This window comes from Staphylococcus sp. GDY8P198P, from assembly GCF_017891615.1.
Classification (GTDB): Bacteria; Bacillota; Bacilli; order Staphylococcales; family Staphylococcaceae; genus Staphylococcus; species Staphylococcus cohnii.
This window is the reverse complement of sequence record NZ_JAESJQ010000005.1, coordinates 415,964-433,286: the sequence shown is the minus strand read 5'-3', so window position 1 is coordinate 433,286 and position 17,323 is coordinate 415,964. Positions and strand designations below refer to the sequence as shown.

Annotated in this window: 15 protein-coding genes and 1 riboswitch; of the genes, 9 read left to right on the top strand and 6 right to left on the bottom strand. The window is 33.0% G+C overall.

Annotated elements, in window-relative coordinates:
• Positions 1–27: 27 nt before the first annotated feature.
• A complete protein-coding gene (locus KA824_RS06465; RefSeq protein WP_107385033.1) occupies positions 28–996 on the bottom strand; it encodes a DMT family transporter in 969 nt (322 codons plus the stop codon).
• 309 nt (positions 997–1,305) lie between these two features.
• On the opposite strand from KA824_RS06465, the gene KA824_RS06460 reads away from it, so the two are divergent.
• Both KA824_RS06460 and KA824_RS06455 read left to right on the top strand, forming a co-directional pair.
• Positions 1,306–2,244: a nucleoside hydrolase gene (locus tag KA824_RS06460; RefSeq protein WP_181187338.1), complete on the top strand. Its 939-nt coding sequence runs from the start codon at positions 1,306–1,308 to the stop codon at positions 2,242–2,244.
• A gap of 373 nt (positions 2,245–2,617) precedes the next feature.
• Positions 2,618–3,193, top strand: coding sequence for a M23 family metallopeptidase (locus KA824_RS06455; RefSeq protein ID WP_107385310.1), 576 nt, complete (start codon positions 2,618–2,620; stop codon positions 3,191–3,193).
• Positions 3,194–3,313: 120 nt separating this feature from the next.
• On the opposite strand, the gene KA824_RS06450 is transcribed toward KA824_RS06455, so the two are convergent.
• Together KA824_RS06450 and KA824_RS06445 are read right to left on the bottom strand one after the other, a co-directional pair.
• Positions 3,314–3,979, bottom strand: coding sequence for a DNA-3-methyladenine glycosylase family protein (locus tag KA824_RS06450; protein ID WP_107385311.1), 666 nt, complete (start codon positions 3,977–3,979; stop codon positions 3,314–3,316).
• A gap of 12 nt (positions 3,980–3,991) precedes the next feature.
• Positions 3,992–4,345, bottom strand: a complete 354-nt coding sequence (locus KA824_RS06445; protein WP_107385312.1) for a DUF488 domain-containing protein — start codon at positions 4,343–4,345, stop codon at positions 3,992–3,994.
• Positions 4,346–4,476: 131 nt separating this feature from the next.
• On the opposite strand from KA824_RS06445, the gene KA824_RS06440 reads away from it, so the two are divergent.
• The 5 genes from KA824_RS06440 (at position 4,477) to KA824_RS06420 (ending at position 9,989) form a co-directional block, all read left to right on the top strand.
• A complete protein-coding gene (locus KA824_RS06440) occupies positions 4,477–4,908 on the top strand; it encodes a 6-carboxytetrahydropterin synthase (RefSeq protein ID WP_107385313.1) in 432 nt (143 codons plus the stop codon).
• Positions 4,909–5,215: 307 nt separating this feature from the next.
• Positions 5,216–6,259, top strand: coding sequence for a PTS sugar transporter subunit IIC (locus tag KA824_RS06435; protein WP_181187339.1), 1,044 nt, complete (start codon positions 5,216–5,218; stop codon positions 6,257–6,259).
• Between the two features lie 512 nt (positions 6,260–6,771).
• Positions 6,772–7,512, top strand: coding sequence for an aggregation-promoting factor C-terminal-like domain-containing protein (locus KA824_RS06430; RefSeq protein WP_107386263.1), 741 nt, complete (start codon positions 6,772–6,774; stop codon positions 7,510–7,512).
• A 125-nt stretch (positions 7,513–7,637) separates the two neighbouring features.
• A riboswitch (SAM riboswitch) is annotated at positions 7,638–7,750 on the top strand.
• A 62-nt stretch (positions 7,751–7,812) separates the two neighbouring features.
• Positions 7,813–8,976, top strand: coding sequence for an aminotransferase class I/II-fold pyridoxal phosphate-dependent enzyme (locus KA824_RS06425; protein ID WP_181187340.1), 1,164 nt, complete (start codon positions 7,813–7,815; stop codon positions 8,974–8,976).
• A 14-nt stretch (positions 8,977–8,990) separates the two neighbouring features.
• Positions 8,991–9,989 carry a D-lactate dehydrogenase gene (locus KA824_RS06420; protein ID WP_107384340.1) on the top strand — a complete coding sequence of 333 codons (999 nt, stop codon included), beginning with the start codon at positions 8,991–8,993 and terminating at the stop codon, positions 9,987–9,989.
• A gap of 68 nt (positions 9,990–10,057) precedes the next feature.
• On the opposite strand, the gene copZ is transcribed toward KA824_RS06420, so the two are convergent.
• From copZ to KA824_RS06405, 3 genes are all read right to left on the bottom strand, one after another.
• Complete coding sequence (copZ, locus tag KA824_RS06415; RefSeq protein WP_181187341.1) at positions 10,058–10,264, bottom strand: copper chaperone CopZ; 207 nt, start codon at positions 10,262–10,264, stop codon at positions 10,058–10,060.
• A 56-nt stretch (positions 10,265–10,320) separates the two neighbouring features.
• The gene (locus KA824_RS06410; RefSeq protein ID WP_107384338.1) at positions 10,321–12,705 is read right to left on the bottom strand and encodes a heavy metal translocating P-type ATPase; all 2,385 of its coding nucleotides are present in this window, start codon (positions 12,703–12,705) and stop codon (positions 10,321–10,323) included.
• A gap of 176 nt (positions 12,706–12,881) precedes the next feature.
• Positions 12,882–14,333 carry a SulP family inorganic anion transporter gene (locus KA824_RS06405; RefSeq protein ID WP_107384337.1) on the bottom strand — a complete coding sequence of 484 codons (1,452 nt, stop codon included), beginning with the start codon at positions 14,331–14,333 and terminating at the stop codon, positions 12,882–12,884.
• A 234-nt stretch (positions 14,334–14,567) separates the two neighbouring features.
• On the opposite strand from KA824_RS06405, the gene KA824_RS06400 reads away from it, so the two are divergent.
• Both KA824_RS06400 and KA824_RS06395 read left to right on the top strand, forming a co-directional pair.
• Positions 14,568–15,329, top strand: coding sequence for an ABC transporter ATP-binding protein (locus tag KA824_RS06400; RefSeq protein ID WP_107384336.1), 762 nt, complete (start codon positions 14,568–14,570; stop codon positions 15,327–15,329).
• Entirely contained in the window at positions 15,319–17,205 is a 1,887-nt protein-coding gene (locus KA824_RS06395; protein WP_107384335.1) for an FtsX-like permease family protein, read from the top strand. Before KA824_RS06400 ends, KA824_RS06395 begins: the two co-directional genes overlap by 11 nt.
• Positions 17,206–17,323: the final 118 nt, after the last annotated feature.

Genomic DNA, 17,323 nt, shown 5'->3' with positions numbered 1-17,323 from the left:
TGTCAATTAACATAACTGGCTTTGATTTTATTTCAATTCTATTTTACGATCATTTATTTTACTATTTACAAAACAATAAATGATGATACCTAATATGATGATCATAATACCAACAATACTTAACATATTTGGTAACGCTAAGCCTAAAAGTAACATTTCGCCAATTAATGTAAAAACGATTTCCATCGCTTGTGTCGCTTCAACAGCAGCTAACTTAGTTTGGTTATGTTTCACTATATTCGTTGCATAGAAGAATAATGTTGTTGCTATGATACCAGAGAAAATCGCAACTAAAAAAGTTTGCGTGATTTGATTTGAAGAGGGTAGCCCTTGAGTAGCTACTCCAATCAGAAAAATAATCAACCATAATGGTAAGGTGACTAAGGTCATGCCATATATCCGTTCGATCGTATTTAAATCGTTGCCAACAACCACCATCATTTTACGATTGCCTAAAGGGTAACAAAATGCTGCAATCATCAACGGTATGACAGATAATAGGAAAATATGTAATTCTATATTCGAAATGTGCGGAATTTGTACAATGATAACACCTAATATCATAATGCTAGATGTAGCAAGTGAACGCCACGGGATACGTTCTCTCATTTTGATTGTGGATTGTCCTTGTTGTATATATGTGTAGAAAAATGGAGCTGTAAAAAGACCGCAAATAATGGTTAATTGCCATGTCGCAGAAATAAGCCAACCTGGGCTATAATTTGATACAAAAGTTATGGGTACATAAAAAAAGACAAAACCAAGTGAACTCCACAATAACCACCTGAAAAAATTTTGCTTAATATGCAATAAAATAATATGGTGACGCCCTTTACGGTTCCAAATAACCATCATTAACAAAAAAGGGAACATAAAAATAAAGCGTAGTGACGCACTAAAAAGCCAACTGCCACCTTCACTAGACATTGCATGATTTAGTATGAATGTAATAGAAAAAAAGAAAGCAGCTAATATACCAATTAAAATTGCTTGCATTAAAGACCACCTCAAGTTGTGTAATGATACTAACTTACCAGTTTTTTTAAATGCAGCAAACATAATTCATACAAAAAATGTGATATTTCTATAAAATTATGTGAATTTTCGGAAAATAAAAAGCAAAACCATTAGAAAAGTAGTATGATAAGTTTAACAGTAGTAAAAAAATAAAGCTTAATAAATGAAACAATGCCGTTGTAATTAGAGTAGTGATGTTAAATGATAAAATATTTACTACAAAATAATACTTAGATAAAATTGATTTTATTCATATTTAATATACATAAGACGATTGGAGTGTGTTAAATGACTAAAAAGATAATCATGGATTGTGATCCAGGTCATGATGATGCGATAGCTTTAATTCTAGCAGGTGCGAAATATAGTACACTTGATATATTGGCCGTGACCACTGTAGCAGGAAACCAAGCAGTTGAAAAAAACACCAAAAATGCACTTAATGTATTAGAAGTTATGGGAAGACGAGATATTGAAGTATCTGTAGGTGCTTCGCGTCCACTCATAAAACCTGCTTCCTTCGCTTCGGAAATTCACGGCGATTCGGGATTAGATGGACCTAAATTACCTGAAGTGCCATCGTTGAAACCAACTCAATATCACGCTGCAGATGTAATTATTAAGACATTAAAACATAGCGCTGGTCCTGTAACAATTGTTGCAACAGGTCCACTTACAAATGTTGCGACTGCATTAATCAAAGACCCTAGTATTGCTCAATCAATTGATTCTATTACAATTATGGGAGGTGGCACTTTCGGAAATTGGACGCCTACCGCTGAATTTAATATTTGGGTGGATGCAGAAGCTGCTAAACGAGTATTTGAAAGTGGTGTTAACATAAATGTTTTTGGGTTAGATGTGACTCATCAGGTCTTAGCAACAGATGAAGTAATTCAAAGATTTAGTAGCATTGATAATAAAATATCTAAATTTGTTGTTGAACTACTAGAATTTTTCAAATCTACTTATAAAACACATTTTAATATGGATGGGGGTCCTATTCATGATGCGTGTACAATTTTATACTTATTGCAACCTGACTTATTTACTATGCAGCAGACACACATCGACATAGAACATCAAAGTTCGCTCACATACGGTACAATGTCAGTCGACTTAAATAATGTCACAAACAAAGAAAAAAATGCATATTTTGCTACGGCTGTAGATGTTGAACGTGTTTGGACTTTGATGGAACATATGTTAAAAAGTTATAACGTGTAAGCTGAATTATGGATAGCCATTATTCTCTAAATTTTGAAAATATTGATTTGTAACATTTGTAAGAGCTTAGAGATAAGTTTTTTTGAATTCTGTTAATACGATAAAGAAAAGTATGGAATATAAGTATTTGTCACTAAAAATAAACGTCAATTTCTAGCACAGCAATATAGAAATTGACGTTTTCTTTATGTTAATGATATAAAATTTTCGTGTTTGACTTGAGTAAATCTATATTGCAAAAGTTGTTTTAATATTTTCATTACAGTTATTTAATACGAAAGTATGAGATGATTTTAAGTTGAATAATTAGCAAAATACAGATAAAAGCATTTATTATGATATTAATATCATAATTTAAAAGGTGAATCGGATAGTGAAAAATACATTTAAAACGATATTATTATTAGTTATTGTATTAGTGCCGTTAATACTATTATTAACAAATATAGATACTGTACAACGATATGTAAGAGAAAATTTAGTACAACAAAATGATGGAAATAAAGATAGTGGAAAGAAAGATAGAAGCATTTTTAATATAAGTAGAGAGACTGAATCTTTTGGTGATTATAAATATAATGACTTCGACGGTAAACACTATGGCATTGATTATGGCATAGCTAAAAACACGCCAGTAACTGCAGCGACAGATGGTAAAGTAACCAGAACTTTTGAAAATGATTTAGGTGGCAAAGTAGTGCAGATTATGGAAGAAGATGGTGTACATCATCAATGGTATATGCATTTAAATGAATTTAAAGTGGAACCTGGTGAAAAAGTTAAAGCTGGAAAAATCATTGCACTTTCTGGTAATACTGGTTCTCAAACTTCAGGGCCGCATCTACATTTTCAAAGAATGGAAGGTGGCGTTGGAAATGAGTATGCGGAAAACCCTAGAAAATTTATAGAATCGTTACCTAATGGTGAAGAGAGTCTGTATAAGAAATAATTGTTGAGAAAATGTATTATTCCATCCACGCTTTATCCTAATAATGCGATGTTACCGTAGTGATAGCGTAACGTAATATAGAATGATTTTAGTTATAATTAAAATATTAAGCTCAACGTATTACGAAGATGATTCGTCTAAAAGTGAGTCAATAGAGTCGTAATTTAATAAATTTTGATGAATTGCTTCCCATAAATAAAACGCCCCATATGAAGCATATGGATGCCATCGTTTTGCACATAGAGAGAGTTGTTTTTTTCTTTCAGCGTTTGAAGTTTGATAAAGCCATTGAGCAGCTCTCTGTAACCCCACATCAAAAATAGGCAGTATATTGTCACGCTTTAATGTAAATATTAAAAATATTTCTGATGTCCAACGACCAATACCTTTGACCTGTGTTAAAACTTGTTTTACAGTTTCATCATCTAATTCATGTAAATTAGTAAAATCGAGTTTATTTTGTTCTATATGCACTAGCAAATTTTGAATGTAGTTTATTTTAGTTTTAGAAAGACCTATGTGTTTCATTTGTGCTTCAGATAAATTTAACACCGATGCAACACCCCATTGATTGTGGATTGCTTCCGAAAATCTTTGGAAAATTGCTGAAGCGGCAGTATTGGTAATTTGCTGTCCAATGATAGAACGAATTAACGATTTTAGCGGATTAGGGCGCAGTGTTATTTCTACATTGCCAATTTGTCTTATAAGTTTTGCAAGGGTCTCGTCTTGGCGCATGAGTGTCTGGACAGGTGAATCATTTATGTCGATATGCCATTGAGCCATCATATTCACACCTTATTGTAATAATTGTTGTAGCACAACCGCTTGATTATGTTTTTCATCTTTTGCACCATAAAGCAAAATGACATCTTGTTTACTGTTAGCAACAATATCTTGTAATTCATTAAAAGCTTCTTTTTGATCGTTATTTTCACGCAATTCTTTCTCGTATTTTTCTTTAAATGCAGCGTAAAGTTGAGGATCGTGATTAAACCATTTTCTTAATTCGGATGTTGGTGCAATGTTTTTTAGCCAATGATCTAAATTAGCTTGATCTTTTGAGATTCCTCGTGGCCAAACGCGGTCTACAAGTATGCGTACGCCTTCTTTAAGTGGTTTTTCATAAATACGTTGTATTTGAATAGTCATAAAAAGCTCCTTTACTCTTAATAATTCAATTATTTTTCTATAGCCTAAAACGTAATATTAAAAACATTAGAACTCATATATTTTAACTGAAAGGGTATAGATAAATATAATGTTGAAAAGGAGATTTTAATATGACAAATTTTGATCAAGTTCAACCACCTGAACAATTTAAATATCGCAGTAATGCAGTACTTATTAAAAATTATTATGAATTTACTTGTGATAATCGAATATATTTTAGTCAAACAGCGCACAAAGATTTAGCCAATCAACACTATAAGTTCAATATTGAAATTTTATCTAAAATAAACGATACTGGATTGGCATTAGATTTTAATGAAGTCGATAAAATATATAATAAACAAATCGCAACTTATTTGGATGGTCAACTCGTTAATGAAACATTACCATCTATGAATACAACAGCCGAAAATATTGCCTTTTGGATATGGGAGCAATTTGAGCAACACTTGCCAGAAGAAAACACACTTCAAAAACTAGAATTTTTTGAGAATGCAACGCAAGGTCTCGTATTGACGCGTGAATTGATGGAAGCAAAATAAAATGTTTTTAACAATATGATTTAACAAACACGACGTGCGTATTGGAACATAACAATTACTTTCGACATTAGCGCTAAATATTATTTTAAAAAGCAATGAAAGTCTACGGATAGACAAGTTCATTAAAAAGCAATGGACGTCTATCCGTTTTTTTTTTGCAATTTTTGTGTTTAGTGGACATAAGGAATGAATTGGAAATTGTAATGATATGATTAACTGTATTTTTTATATAAAGTATACAAAATAAATATTCTGAAAATTGCGATAATATGGTATATTTTATTTATCACAACATAGGAGGCACACAATGATCAAAGTAAGTCCGAAACAATTTATTAATAATGTATTATCTGGCGTAGCAATTGCAATTGTTGCTGGGCTCATACCTAATGCTATTTTAGGTGAGGTATTTAAACTTTTAGCGCCGAAATATGCTGTTTTTGAATCTTTACTACAGGTTGTTTTAGGTATTCAATTTACAGTTCCACTATTGGTAGGAGCTTTGATTGCAATGCGCTTTAGTTTAACGCCTTTAGCGACAGCTGTAGTTGCTAGTTCGGCTTTTGTCGGAAGTGGTGTGGCACAATTTAAAGATGGTGTGTGGGTACTTGCCGGCGTGGGAGATTTGATTAATACAATGATAACAGCAGCAGTTGCGGTATTTTTAATATTGGTAATCGGTGAACGTTTTGGTAGTCTAACATTGATTATTTTACCGACAATCGTTGGTGTTATTTCAGGTTTGGTTGGTTTGACGTTATTGCCATACATACAATTAATTACGACTGGTATTGGTAACTTAGTTAATACATTTACAGAATTACAACCCATAATTATGTCAATGCTTATTGCACTTGTCTTTAGTTTTATAATCATTTCACCAATTTCTACAGTGGCTACAGCACTAGCCATTGGTATTAGTGGTTTAGCAGCAGGTTCAGCCTCATTAGGCATTGTAGCATGTGAAGGTGTTCTCGTCGCAGGTACGATGAAAATAAACAGATCAGGCGTACCTATTACAATATTTTTAGGTGGTGTTAAAATGATGATTCCCAATATGGTTCGACACCCTATTATTTTATTACCCATCTTCACCAATGCGATTATCACTGGATTTTTTGGCGCGTTGTTAGGTATTGCTGGTACCAAAGAATCTGCTGGTTTTGGTATTATTGGGTTGGTAGGTCCCATCAGCGCATTTAAACATATGGAAGCCCCATTACTACTTAATCTATTATATGTATTTATCGCATTTTTTGTCGTTCCGTTTATGATAGGTTTCTTAATTCATATATTCTATATGAAAGTTTTGAAATTATATGATAAAGAAGTATTTAAGTTCCTAGCATAAAATAAGTGAAGATATAGATTTGCTTATTGTAATATATTAAAAATGCGCATTATCAATATATAAGTAAAAAGATTAAAAAGGCCTCAAATCAAAGGCCTTTTTAATTTTGCACAAAATAATTTGCAAGTATGACCCCAATATATAAAAAATGTATCGAAATATATTGTTACAGTTATGTAACAATAAGGTTGTTTGTAATTTTTCAGACTATATAAAAAATGAAGCAAATCAAGAGATAACATTCTTTTATATCAATAATTATAAATAATAAAAGCAAAATTGATTATTTGAGAATGTTGTATAAAGCAATTACAAAAGATTGCAATGTTACAAATCAGAATAATTTTTGTAAAGTTTTGTTATGTAAGTGTAATATGATTGATAAAAATATATGGTATATTAACTATGGTCAAAAAACAAAACATAAAATTTAAAGAATTTTAGCAAATACGACAAAAAAATTATCGAAAATATATTTTATTAAAAATTAAATTTGGAGGATTTATTTTATTATGAAAAAATCAATTTTAGCTTCATCATTAGCAGTAGCATTAGGCGTAACAGGATATGCAGCAGCATCTGACAACAATCAAGCTCACGCTTCAGAACAAAACATCGACAAAGCACATTTAGCAGAATTAGCATTAAATGGTTCAGCTGAATTAGATCAAAAACCATTACACGCTGGTGCATATAACTACAATTTTGTACTAGGTGGTAACGAGTTTACTTTTACATCTGACGGTAACACATGGTCATGGGAATACCATGCAGTTGGTGCGCAAGCTTCAACACCTAATACTACACAAGATGTAAGTTCAGAAGTAAGTGTCAACACAAATGAAAAATCAGCAAGTGAAGTACGTTCACAACAATCATATACTGCTCCAGCAGCAGTAGAAGCACCAAAAGCTTCAGCAACTACAAATGTTAAAACAGCACAAACAAGTGCAGCTACGCAAACATATAAAACAGCTCAAGCATCTGCGGCTTCAACTGGTGGATCAGTTAAAGCACAATTCTTAGCTGCTGGTGGATCAGAAGCTATGTGGAATTCAATTGTAATGCCTGAATCAAGTGGTAATCCAAATGCGGTTAACCCAGCAGGATATAGAGGCTTAGGTCAAACTAAGGAATCATGGGGTACTGGTTCAGTAGCTGATCAAACTAAAGGTATGTTAAACTACGCTAAACAACGTTACGGTTCTGAAGCAGCAGCGTTAGAATTCCGTAAAAACCACGGTTGGTGGTAAAATCTATAGCACTGAACGTGTTGTGTTTGGTGATATAGATAAGAGTGACTCGCTTGAGTCACTCTTTTTTTATATTGACATGTTAGAATATTCTGATAAAATTAATATTAATTTAATTATAAAGTGACTTATCCAGAGAAGTGGAGGGACTTGACCCGTTGAAACTTCAGCAACAGACTTATCTATAATCATAAGTACTGTGCTACATTCAACAAGTGGAATACTTGATAGATAAGTGTCATGTGAGAGCTATATGTCACTTATGAGGCATATAGTTTTTTATTTTAAGGAGGACTTTTAATGGTAATATCAGATCGGTTATCACAAATTCCGGATAGTTACTTTGGTAAAACGATGGGACGTAAAATAGAGCCCGGGCCATTACCGTTGATTAATATGGCCGTAGGTATACCTGATGGCGCAACGCCTAAAGGTATCCTTGATTGCTACGCAGAAGCCATCTATAAACCTGAAAATCAAAAATACGTCGCTTTTCATGGGAAAGAAACATTCAAACAAGCAATCTTCGATTTTTATAAAAGACAATATGATGTTGAATTAGATAAGGATGAAGAAGTCTGTATTCTATATGGTACGAAAAACGGCTTAGTCGCTTTGCCTACATGTATCGTTAATCCGGGTGAAAATGTGCTGCTTCCCGATCCAGGTTATACAGATTATTTAGCAGGTGTATTGTTGGCAGATGCTAAGCCACAACCACTTGTGTTAAAGCCACCTTATTATTTACCACAATGGCATATGATAGATAAAGACGTCTTATTGAATACACGCTTAGTTTATCTAACTTATCCAAATAACCCTACAGGTTCAGTTGCTACAAAAGATGTATTTGATAAAGCAATTGCACAATTTCAAGGCACAAAAACTAAAATTGTTCATGATTTTGCCTACAGTGCATTTGGCTTTGATTATAAAAATCCAAGTATTTTACAATCAAAGGGTGCTAAAGACCTAGCAATAGAAGTGTTTTCTTTATCAAAAGGATATAATATGTCAGGTTTTAGAGTTGGTTTTGCTGTAGGGAATAAAGATATGATACAAGCATTAAAAAAATATCAAACACATACGCATGCTGGTATGTTTGGTGCACTGCAAGACGCGGCTACATTTGCTTTAAATCATTATGATGATTTTCTTGTGAGACAAAATGAAATTTTTAAAGTCCGCAGAGATAAGTTCACAGCTAAATTGAATGAAGCAGGTATCCCATTTGAGCCGATGAATGGTGGCATATTTTTATGGTTAAAAACACCTAAACATTATGATGGTGAAACGTTTGAAACATATTTATTAAAAGAAAAGTCCATTTTGGTTGCGCCAGGTATTCCATTTGGTGAACATGGGCAGAACTATGTACGTATTTCATTAGCAGTGGATGATGATAGCTTAATGGAAGCGGCAGAACGCATTCAATCATTAAAACATTTATATGAAGCAGAATAGGAGTGAAATGATCAATGAAAAGCATTAAACTTTTTGGTGTCAGAGAAGAAGATATCCCTTTTATTAATGAATGGTCAGAAAAAAATCAGGTGAAAGTAGATTTAGATAGTGACATATTATCTTTGGAAACAGTAGATCGTGTTAAAGGTTTTGATGGGGTATCGTTGTCACAACAAATTGAATTAGATGAAGTAGTGTATCAGAAATTACATGATTATGGTATTAAGCAAATTGCTCAGAGAAGTGCTGGCTTTGATAGTTATAATCTTGAGTTAGCTAAGCAATATGAACTAGTTATAACCAATGTACCTTCTTATTCTCCGCATTCTATCGCTGAATATACTGTGTCTCAAGCATTAAATTTAATTAGAAATTTTAATGATATACAAAATAAAACTGCAGCATATGATTTTAGATGGCAACCGAGTATTTTGTCACGTTCTATAAAAGATTTAAAAGTTGCAGTTATTGGTACAGGTCGTATTGGTTCTATTGTAGGTAAGATTTTTGCAGAAGGTTTTGGTTCAGAAGTAGTAGCATATGATATTGAACCTCAAGTCTCATGTGAAGCGTATTTAACATATAAAGAAAGTATGAGTGAGGCGATTAAAGATGCAGATATTGTAACTGTACATATTCCAGCGACAAAGGAAAATACATATTTATTTAATGAGGCAGTATTTACAGAAATGAAAACAGGTGCCGTGTTTATTAATTGTGCGCGCGGTACGATTGTTGATACAAAAGCCCTTATAGATGCATTAAATAGTGGGAAAATAATAGGTGCAGCATTAGATACTTATGAAGGTGAGAAAGGGCTATTCCCAAGTGATCAACGCAATACACAATTAGATGATGCAATATTAATTGAATTGATAGAACGACAAGATGTCATTCTATCTCCACATATTGCTTTTTATACAGATGCAGCTGTAAAAAATCTTATTGTAGATGCGCTAGATGCAACATTAGAGGTAATATATACTGGTGATAGTAAGCTTCGTGTTAATTAAATATGTAATATAAAAATAGGGCTAAGACGTTTGATTTCGTCTCAGCCCTCATTTTTTGAATGTGCAGGTTATTTAGCATCATAGCCTTGATCTTCGATAGCATCTTTCATGCTTATCATTGTAACTTTATTATCGTCAAAATCAACTTCAACATTACCAGCATCAAGGTTCACATCAGCCGTTGATACGCCATCTAGATTTGTAAGTGCAGATTCTACTGCCTGTTTACAATGATCACAGCTCATGCCATCAACTTTAATTGTTTCTGTTGCCATAGGAATCACCTCCTTAAATCAAGGATGTTTATTATTATTATTATTACAAAGTTGCGTTATAATTTCATTCGTTTTAATCTGAGTGAATTTGTTACCACACTTACTGAGCTTAATGCCATTGCTGCGCCAGCTACCCAAGGTGCAAGTAAACCTAAAGCTGCGATAGGAATACCAGCAACGTTATAGCCGAATGCCCAAAATAAGTTTTGTCTGATATTACTTATCGTTGAATTACTGGCTTTGATTGCTTTAGGAATTAATAATAATTCTCCGCCTAAAATTGTAACATCAGCTGCCTCTATTGCTACTTCTGTACCTGTTCCAATAGCAATACCGATATCTGCTCGAACTAGTGCTGGTGCGTCATTAACGCCATCTCCAACCATAGCAACAATTTTATCATTATCTTGAAGTTCTTTGATTTTTGAGGCTTTTTCTTCTGGTAATACTTCTGCAATTACAGCGTCTATACCTACTTGTTTAGCAATTGCTTGTGCTGTTCGCGCGTTATCTCCTGTAAGCATTGTTACGGAAATACCTAATTCGTGCAATTGTTGAATCGCTTCGTTGGCAGAATCTTTGACTGTATCGGCGACGGCAATCACACCTTGTAGTGTTTGATTAATAGCAATGAGCATTGCCGTTTTACCTTCGTATTCATATTTGACTAAATTATCTTCATACTTTGAAACATCAATATGAGCAGCTTTCATGAATTTACGTGTGCCGACTAATACGTCTTGGTTATGAATCATTGCTTGAATACCATGTCCTGGCACTGCTTCGAAAGATGCTGTTTCTAATAAATCGATGCCTTTATCATTTGCATAACTGACGATTGCTTCAGCTAGTGGATGTTCAGAATCTTTTTCTGCACTAGCTAAAAGTTGTAGTGTTTCATCATTACCATCAAAGTCCGTCACAATTGGTTTACCGTTTGTGATAGTTCCTGTTTTATCAAGAACGACTGTATCAATTTGGTGTGTACGTTCTATGTGCTCGCCACCTTTAAATAAAATACCATTTTCAGCAGCCTTGCCAGTACCCACCATAATTGAAGTAGGTGTTGCGAGACCTAATGCACATGGACAAGCTATCACTAATACAGCGATTGCTGCTACAAGTGCAGGTTCGAATTGACCAGTTTGGACAAAAGCAATCCAAATGATAAATGTGAGTATAGCAATACCTACGACAATAGGGACAAAGTAGCCAGAAATCGTATCAGCTAAACGCTGTATAGGTGCTTTTGAACCTTGAGCATCTTCAACTACTTTAATAATAGAAGATAAAGCAGTGTCTTTTCCTACTTTCGTTGCTTCTATTGTAATGGTACCATTTTTATTCATTGTTGATCCTATCACATTATCGTTTAATGTTTTTTCAACAGGAATAGATTCACCAGTTAACATAGATTCGTCTATCGCAGTCATACCTTTGATTACTTGTCCGTCTACTGGTATTTTTTCTCCTGGTTTTACTTGTATATAATCTCCGACAACAACTTCACTTAGTGGCACCATTTGTTCTTTGCCATTTCTGATTATACGTGCTTCTTTTGCTTGTAAACTTAACAATTCGCTTAAAGCATTTGTAGTTTGTGTTTTGGCACGGCTTTCCAAATATTTACCGAATAAGATAAGTGTTATTAATACAGCACTCGTTTCAAAATACAGATGAGGTGTATCATTTGTATGGTTCAACCATTTTATCATTTCATAAATACTATAAAAGAATGCGGCACTCGTACCTAACGCGACTAATACATCCATATTGGCTGAACCATTTCGCAGATTTTTATAAGCACCTACATAGAACTGCCAACCAATAATAAATTGAACAGGTGTAGCTAATATGAATTGAAACCAGGGATTCATTAAGAAACTAGGTAATGGTAGTCCGAATAAATGGATAAACATCGTCAATAGTAAAGGTAAAGAAAGTATGGCTGAAACAATTAATTTGTTTCGTTTTCCTTTTAACTCTTGTGCTTTTCGTGAATTTTTTTCTGAAGGGGCTACTTTGGTTTTTGCATCATAGCCGATGTTTTGTATTTTTTTTATCAATTCATCTATAGATGTCACTTCTGGATTATAATTAATCGTTGCATTTTCGGTTGTGAGGTTGACGTTTGCTTGTTCAACACCGTCAGTGCGGTTAAGTACTTTTTCAATACGATTTGAACATGCGGCGCAAGTCATACCAATGACATCTAAATCAGCTTTTTCAGTGACAACATCATAACCTGTATCTTTAATTTTTTGAGTTAAAGCATCTAGTGAAGTATTATCTGAATTATATTCAATCGTTGCTTTCTCAGTTGTAACATTGACATTTGCTTTGACATCTTCCATTTTATTTAAATTCTTTTCGATGCGGTTCGCGCATGCAGCACAAGTCATGCCTGTAATACCTAATGTCGTTTTTTTGTTGTTATCCATCTCAGTGAATGCCTCCTTTTGCTTCATAGATTTATAATGAATCGTTATTTGTATGTCATCTGTTAAATTTAATATACCCCCTGTAGGTATAAAAGTCAATGTGTTTGTTTGGAATAAAATAAGCTAACATCAGTATGTATGTAACAAGTGATGTTAGCTTATGATTTAAATCAAAGTTATATTAGATGCTGCTGATTAACTTTGCTGAGTTCAGAAACAATTTTACGGCTGTCTTTATTAAGATGTTGTACATAAATCATATTGTTTTTCTTTTTATAATTTTCTATCAAGGTATCTACTGCATTAACAGCTGAATCATCCCATAAATGTGCTTGGCTAAAATCGAGATAAATTGTTTTATCGCTTATTTCTAAATCTAATTGGTTCATTAAGGAATCGATAGATACAAAGAAAATTTGACCTTCAATTTTATAATAGATGTGATGATCGCGTTCCTCATATTGAACAGAGACATTGGATATCTTTGTAGCAAAACATAATGCACTGACAATAACGCCAACGATGACGCCGAGCGCTAGGTTACTTGTGAACAATACGATAACTACCGTTAGCATCATCACAAATGCATCAGAACGTGGGGCTTTTTGTATAAATTTAAACGATTGCCAATTAAATGTACCTACAGAAACCATCACCATAATGCCGGCCAAAATTGGCATTGGAATTTCAACAACCCAGTCACCAAAGACCATAATCAAGATGATTAAAAACACACCCGCTGTAAATGTGGAAAGACGTGTGGTTGCACCTGAACGCACATTAATAACCGATTGCCCAATCATAGCACAACCACCCATTGCACCGAAAAAGCCTGTGATAAAGTTTGCGATACCTTGTCCACGAGCTTCTTGGTTTTTATTACTATAACTATCAGTCGCTTGATCGACGATGCGTGACGTTAATAAACTTTCTACAAGACCTACAATTGCCATTGATATGGAATATGGGAATATAATTTTAAAAGTTTCCATGTTAAATGGTACATCGGGGATTAATAAATGCGGTAAACTTTTTTTGATTTCGCCTAAATCTCCAACTGTTTTAACATCTACACCAGTAACTAAATAGACGATCGTTAATACGACGATAGCAATTAATGGTGCAGGTATACGATTGAACACACGAGGTAATAAATAAATAATTAATAATGTGATGATTACAAATAAATATGTAGGTAATGAAATACCAAAGATATGTTTAAGTTGTGTCATAAATATCATTATAGCTAGTGCATTCACAAACCCAATCATCACAGAGTTTGGAATGAATTTCATCAGTCTACCTATTTTTAATAGACCAAAGATGATTTGAATGATGCCCATTAAAATGGTTGCAGCAAGTAAATATTGTATACCATGATCGCGTACTAATGGCACAATGACTAAAGCGACAGCACCTGTAGCGGCGGATATCATTGCGGGTCTACCTCCAACAAATGAAATGACGACAGCGATGATAAATGATGCATATAAACCGACCATTGGATCTACCCCTGCAATAATAGAGAATGAAATTGCTTCAGGAATTAATGCAAGTGCCACAACAATGCCTGCTAATATATTTGTTCCTGGTGCGGTGAGCCATTCTCTCTTTAATTTATTTAGCATAATTTGTGCTCCTTTATTAAAAGTCAATTTTAATAGTATAGCACATAGCATAAAAAAAGTTTATAGTACTTTATGACAAAAAAATTCAAAAATTATAATTTATTACGAAATAAAAATGTGACAGTTTTGTTATTTGAAATTATGTATTTGTTAGTAAAATCAAACGAGGAAATTAAATAAATTCGCTATGATAAAAATATAAATAAAAGTAAAGTGATTGAAGGAGTGTAATACATGTCTATTCTAAAAGTTGAAGGATTAACGAAAAATTATGGCAATAAACATAGAAAGCAAGAAGTACTAAAAGGTATAGATTTTACAATTGAAAAAGGTGAATTTGTAACAATCATGGGACCATCAGGTTCTGGTAAAACGACATTACTTAATGTGATCAGTTCCATTGATTATATAACGAGTGGTACAGTGGAAATTAATGGTCATCAAATTAATAAAATGAGTAATAAAGCATTAGCAGACTTCCGTAAAAAAGAAATAGGTTTTATTTTCCAAAATTATAGTGTACTTAATACATTAACTGTTAAAGAAAATATTATGTTACCACTATCTATTCAAAAATTATCTAAACAAGAAAAAGAACAAAATTATGACGAAGTTACTCAAGCATTAGGTATTAGTGAATTGGGTCATAAATATCCAAATGAAATATCTGGAGGACAACAACAACGTACTGCTGCAGCAAGAGCTTCAGTACATAAACCAGCTATTATTTTTGCGGATGAACCAACAGGTGCGTTAGATTCAAAAAGTGCACAAGATCTATTGAACCGTTTGGAAGAGTTAAACCAAAAAACAAATGCTACTATCGTTATGGTCACACACGATCCCGTTGCAGCAAGTTATTCAAATCGAGTCATCATGCTGAAAGATGGGGATATACATTCTGAAATATACCAAGGTGAGGATAGCAATCAAGCATTTTATAAAAATATCATTCACATGCAAACTGCCTTAGGTGGTGTGACAAATGAATTTTAATCAAATCGTCATCAAGAATTTAAGGAAAAATATTAGACATTATGCCATGTATTTATTTTCCTTAATTGTCAGTATCGTTTTATACTTTAGTTTTGTAACTTTAAAATACACTGACAGTATTAATAATGAACAATCATTAAAGACAATTCAAAAAGGTTCAGAAATTGGGGCAGTATTTTTATTCTTTATTATTGTTATATTTTTAATGTATGCGAATCAACTTTTTATTAAACGTAGAACAAGTGAATTTGCACTGTATCAATTGATTGGTTTAACAAGAAATAACATCATGAGAATGTTAGTCATTGAGCAAGCGATGATGCTGTTATTAACGAGTGTGATTGGCATGCTTATAGGTATATTTGGTTCGAAATTACTGTTGATGATTGTGCTCAAAGTATTAGACATTAATATGAGCGTATCATTAGCGTTTCAATTGCCAGCTGTAATGCAAACATTGATGCTTATTGTTGTGTCATTTATACTCATACTAATACAAAGTTTTATATTTTTACGTAAACGCAGTATTTTAATGATGATGAATGACAATGCACGCACGGAAGCAACCAAGTCTCAAATTACTGTGATGGAAATTATTTTTGGTGTATTAGGTATTGTGATGATTGGTGTTGGCTATTATATCTCTACAGAAATGTTTGGGAAGTTCATCAATATGATCGTCTATTCGCCATTTATCATTTTATTGTTAACGGTATTAGGTGCATATTTATTTTTCCGCAGTTCTGTTTCACTTATATTTAAAACGTTAAAACGTTCAAAAAGAGGTAACGTGTCAATCACTGATGTAGTGTTTACATCATCTATCATGCATAGAATGAAGAAAAATGCCTTATCATTAACTATTATTGCAACTATTTCAGCAGTAACCGTAACAGTATTATGCTTTGGTGCGATTAGTAAATCAACGATGGATGAAAATACAGAGTTAATGGCACCCCATGATTTAAATTTTACAGATAGTAAACAAGCAAAACAATTTGAAAGTAAATTAAAACAAGCAGATATAGATGTGACAAAAGATTATAAAGAAGTAGTGCGTGGTGACATATTAAAAGATCAAGTATTTCAAAAATCCAATATGGGGCGCATGGATAGCTTATTTGTAACGAGTAACCAATACTTTAACGATAAAGCAGTGACTGGAAATAAAGCGAAATTGATTAATTTAGCAGCCGGTAATGGAATAGTAAAATATGACTTAAATAAAGAGATTCAGTTGAAGAATAGCGATAAAGAAACATTTAAGGTAATTGGTGATAGTAGCAAAGCGACATTTATGAGTGAAATAAGTTATGGTGGTCCCGTATTACTCGTGAGCTCTGACAAATATGAGGAAATTAAACAGAGCAGTAATGAGACAAATAAGCAATATGGTTATGATTTGAAACATCATACGGATTTGACTAAAGCAACGAAAATTGCACAATCGATTGAACCAAGCATCCAATCACAAGGTATGATAAAACAAGAAATGAACGAGAGTGTCGGTATTTTATTATTTGTAACTTCATTTTTAGGTTTAGCATTTTTAGTGGCAGCAGGATGTATCATCTATATTAAACAAATGGACGAAACTGAAGATGAAATACCGAGTTTTCGTATTTTAAGAAAAATTGGTTATACGCATCAAGATATGTTGAAAGGACTAGGCTTAAAAGTTATTTTCAACTTTGGCTTACCTTTAGTTGTATCACTGATGCATGCATATTTTGCAGCAAAAGCTTTTATGGGACTCTATAATGCAACGAGTATGACACCTGTTTATATTGTCATGATTGTATATTCAATTGTGTATTGTATATTTGCAATTATGTCTTTTATACATTCAAGTCGAATAGTAAAACACTCAATTTAAACAATATAAAATTTAATAAATCATTTTAAATAAAATGCTGTGGATTAAGTTATGAACATATGACGTTATTCACAGCATTTTTTAAATATGTTTGTTGTTGTCTATTTGTGGTATGTAT

Excerpts from the sequence above, each read along its gene's own strand:
- KA824_RS06465 (WP_107385033.1), bottom strand. The coding sequence starts at position 996 with ATGCAAGCAATTTTAATTGGTATATTAGCTGCTTTCTTTTTTTCTATT.
- KA824_RS06460 (WP_181187338.1), top strand. The coding sequence starts at position 1,306 with ATGACTAAAAAGATAATCATGGATTGTGATCCAGGTCATGATGATGCG.
- KA824_RS06450 (WP_107385311.1), bottom strand. The coding sequence starts at position 3,979 with ATGGCTCAATGGCATATCGACATAAATGATTCACCTGTCCAGACACTC.
- KA824_RS06445 (WP_107385312.1), bottom strand. The coding sequence starts at position 4,345 with ATGACTATTCAAATACAACGTATTTATGAAAAACCACTTAAAGAAGGC.
- KA824_RS06440 (WP_107385313.1), top strand. The coding sequence starts at position 4,477 with ATGACAAATTTTGATCAAGTTCAACCACCTGAACAATTTAAATATCGC.
- KA824_RS06435 (WP_181187339.1), top strand. The coding sequence starts at position 5,216 with ATGATCAAAGTAAGTCCGAAACAATTTATTAATAATGTATTATCTGGC.
- KA824_RS06430 (WP_107386263.1), top strand. The coding sequence starts at position 6,772 with ATGAAAAAATCAATTTTAGCTTCATCATTAGCAGTAGCATTAGGCGTA.
- KA824_RS06425 (WP_181187340.1), top strand. The coding sequence starts at position 7,813 with ATGGTAATATCAGATCGGTTATCACAAATTCCGGATAGTTACTTTGGT.
- KA824_RS06420 (WP_107384340.1), top strand. The coding sequence starts at position 8,991 with ATGAAAAGCATTAAACTTTTTGGTGTCAGAGAAGAAGATATCCCTTTT.
- copZ (WP_181187341.1), bottom strand. The coding sequence starts at position 10,264 with ATGGCAACAGAAACAATTAAAGTTGATGGCATGAGCTGTGATCATTGT.
- KA824_RS06410 (WP_107384338.1), bottom strand. The coding sequence starts at position 12,705 with ATGGATAACAACAAAAAAACGACATTAGGTATTACAGGCATGACTTGT.
- KA824_RS06405 (WP_107384337.1), bottom strand. The coding sequence starts at position 14,333 with ATGCTAAATAAATTAAAGAGAGAATGGCTCACCGCACCAGGAACAAAT.
- KA824_RS06400 (WP_107384336.1), top strand. The coding sequence starts at position 14,568 with ATGTCTATTCTAAAAGTTGAAGGATTAACGAAAAATTATGGCAATAAA.
- KA824_RS06395 (WP_107384335.1), top strand. The coding sequence starts at position 15,319 with ATGAATTTTAATCAAATCGTCATCAAGAATTTAAGGAAAAATATTAGA.